Genomic DNA, 3016 nt, shown 5'->3' on the forward strand with positions numbered 1-3016 from the left:
ATGGAGCGGCGCCTGAGCTATGCCACCGACCGGCCCACTCACGCCCTCGGGCAGATCGAGCACGCCACCGGCCTCAATCCCCTGCTGCTCTCGAACCTGGGTTTCCTTGCGCTGGTCGGGCTGCTCATCGGCGTCTGGGCCCGCGCGTCCGATCGCATTCGCTTCGCGCGACTCTCGGTCGCGCTGTTCGTTCTCTGCGGCGCTGAGCTCGTGTGGTTCAACCGCGAGTTCGGAATTCGCGGTAGCGACGTGGAGACGCCCTTTGCCCGGCCCGTCTACGCAGAGAAAGTTCCCGAAGGAAAGTTCTTCTCGGCCATCTCCCCGCGAGAAGTGCTCGGCGGCGACTGGAATCTGCTGCGCCACCGCGCGCCGGCGCTTGCCAGTATCATCTGGGACCTGCCCACCCCCGACGGTCGCACCAGCATGCAGCCCAGTGAATACATGTCCATCATCCTGCCGCTGCGCGGCTTTGATCGCGCCGGAAAGGAACGCCTCGAACTCATCGGGGAGGCAGTCCCCAAGCTCCGCCTGCTGGGCACTTCGGCCGTGCTCACCCTGAGCCAGTGGGGCACGCTCGATCTACCGGTGCTCTACCGCGACGACGATGTGACCCTCTGGCAGATTCCCGATCCCTCCGCGCGGGTCTTCGTACTCGGCTCGGATGAGGTGACCGACCAGAAGGCCTGGCAGCAAGCCCTGGGACAGGAACGCCCCGGCGCCGCCGCGCGCGAGCGATTCCGCGCGGCCCTCGAAGAGCGCGCAGGCACGGTGGAGTTCGATGGCGACGACAATCCCGACGCCGAAACCATGTCCGTGGATTCTCCCACCGGCGGCTGGCTGGTTCGAATCGTGCGCAACATGCCCGGCTGGCGGGCCTTTGTCGGCGGCAAGGAAGTCCCGATCACCGGCGCGTTGGGCTTCTTCCAGGGCATTCGCGTCCCGGCCGGGCGCTCGCAGGTGGAATTCCGCTACGAGCCGCCCTCCTTCTACTGGGGAAGCCGCATCAGCGCAGGCGCCGCGATGGCCCTGCTCGTCCTGCTGGGCCTCTCGCTCTACCGGGCAAGGCGCAAGAACCCCTGAAATGGCCCCGCAGGGGCAAATGGGCTATAGAGCGGGCCGTTTCCGGCCCGGCGAGGCGCCGCCCGAAAAACCCGAAGACAGGACCCGCATGAGCGAGCAGAGCAAGCAACCCGAATCCGTGGACAACCGCCTGGTCGTCGGCGTCTTCGCCGCCGGCTGGCTGCTGCGCGTCGTCGTGGCGGTGCTCCCGCTGCGCTGGCTGATGACCCGCAACCTGCCCGACGATGCCTACATGTACTGGCAGGTGGCCAGGAACATCGTGGCCGGCAACGGGGCGAGCCTCGACGGCGTGAACCTCACCACCGCTTATCACCCGCTGTGGATGCTGCCGAGCATCGCGTTCATGGCGCTCTTCGACAACGGCGGCGACCTGCCCATCCACGCGCAGCTCGTCTTTGCCGGGACGCTCGATCTGGTCACCGCGTGGCTGGTCTGGAAGAGCGCCAAACTGATTACCGGGCGCGAGAAGCTCTCCCTGCTGGCGGCGGCGGCCTACCTGTTCAATCCCTACCAGCTCGGCTTCGTCGTCTCGGGCCTGGGCGATGGTCTCAACGCGCTGCTGCTGCTGGCCTACTTCTATCTCTACGCGAAGATGCGCTCCGAAGAGCGCGATGACCTGAAGGGCTGGATCGTCGTGGGCCTCGTTGCGGGCTTTTCGATGCTCGCGCGCACCGACAGCGTGCTCTTCCACCTGGTGGTGCTCTTCCACCTGCTGCTGACCCATCCGTCGAAAAACATTGTCGAGCGCCTGCGCCGTCCCGTCGTGTTGGGCCTTGCCTCCAGCGTGATCGTCGTGCCGTGGCTCTCCTACATGTATCTGGAGACCGGACACTTCATTCAAACGAGCGGGAGTTCCCAGCCCGTGGCCAACCACATGCTGCGCGAGGGATGGACCACCGCCCAGCGCGTGACCGAGATGGCCGGCAACTTCCTGCGCGCGCTGCTCTGGAAGATCCCCACCGCCGCGGCCTGGGGCCCGGTGCTCGCCGGCGCGGCGCTCTGGGCGCTGGGGCGCAAGGAACCCCGCGACGAAGAGCGCGCCGAGATCTGGCGCAAATGGCGCGGGCTGCTGCTCATCCCGGTGCTCTGTCTGCTGGCACTCATCTTCGTCCACGGCGCGATCCGCTTGTCGGTGCGGCAGTGGTACCTGTTGCCCTCTTCGTGGGCGGGCGCGCTGTGGCTCGTGCTGCTCTGGCGCGTCTTCGGCGAGCAGCTCAGGACGGGCGCGCTCCGCGCGGTGCAGGTGCTGCTGGTCGCGGGCTTTCTCATTACCTTCGTTCGCGTGTGGGTGATCGGGTACTACCCCTGGCAGGTAGACATGTACGATCTGGCCCACCAGGTACGCACGATTCTTCCCAAGTCCGCGCGCCCGGTGGCCGGCGGATTCAACATCCTGGCCATGGCCTACTACAACCCCAACCAGGTGATGAACCTCGACGGCATCGGCAACGACGCCGTGATGGCCGACATCAAGAAGAAGCGCCTGGGCGAATACATCGACGAATCGGGCCTGCAGTATCTCGTCGACTGGGACTTCTTCATTGCCGAGCGCTACGGCTTCTTCATCAAGACCGATCTGACCGAGCGGCTCGTGCCGCTGGCCGCGTGCGAGTCCGAGGGTTCGACATGGAAGTGGAAGGGCCCGCTCACGCTCTACCGCATTCTGCCGCCGGGACAGAAGGCCGACCCCAATGTCACCCCCGCGGCATGCAAGCGACTGGTTGATTAGGAAAGGCCCGAATGAGCGAGCAGGACAACAAGCCCGTCTCCCAAAGCACCGTGTTCTGGCTTTTTGCCGGCGGTTTTGCACTGCGGCTCATGGTGGCGCTCTCGCCGCTTCGCTGGCTCCTCGAAAAAGTCTTTCCAGATGATTCCTACATGTACTGGCAGGTGGCCCGGAACATTCTCGCCGGCAACGGCGCGAGCCTCGACGGGG

The 3016-nt window shown here is 65.8% G+C and carries 3 protein-coding genes; all 3 read left to right on the top strand.

Features of this window, described 5'->3' with window-relative positions:
• Nucleotides 1–1080: YfhO family protein (locus KDH09_06130; protein MCB0219256.1), on the top strand; the 1080-nt coding region annotated here is incomplete at its 5' end.
• An 88-nt stretch (nt 1081–1168) separates the two neighbouring features.
• Nucleotides 1169–2809, top strand: coding sequence for a glycosyltransferase family 39 protein (locus KDH09_06135; protein MCB0219257.1), 1641 nt, complete (start codon nt 1169–1171; stop codon nt 2807–2809).
• Nucleotides 2810–2820: 11 nt separating this feature from the next.
• Nucleotides 2821–3016, top strand: a 196-nt coding sequence (locus KDH09_06140; protein MCB0219258.1) for a hypothetical protein, incomplete at its 3' end; no start/stop codon positions are given.

The sequence above is a fragment of the Chrysiogenia bacterium genome, assembly GCA_020434085.1.
Lineage (GTDB): Bacteria > JAGRBM01 > JAGRBM01 > JAGRBM01 > JAGRBM01 > JAGRBM01.

What these genes read in the sequence shown, in the direction of transcription:
- KDH09_06135 (MCB0219257.1), top strand. Translation starts at nt 1,169, where the DNA reads ATGAGCGAGCAGAGCAAGCAACCCGAATCCGTGGACAACCGCCTGGTC.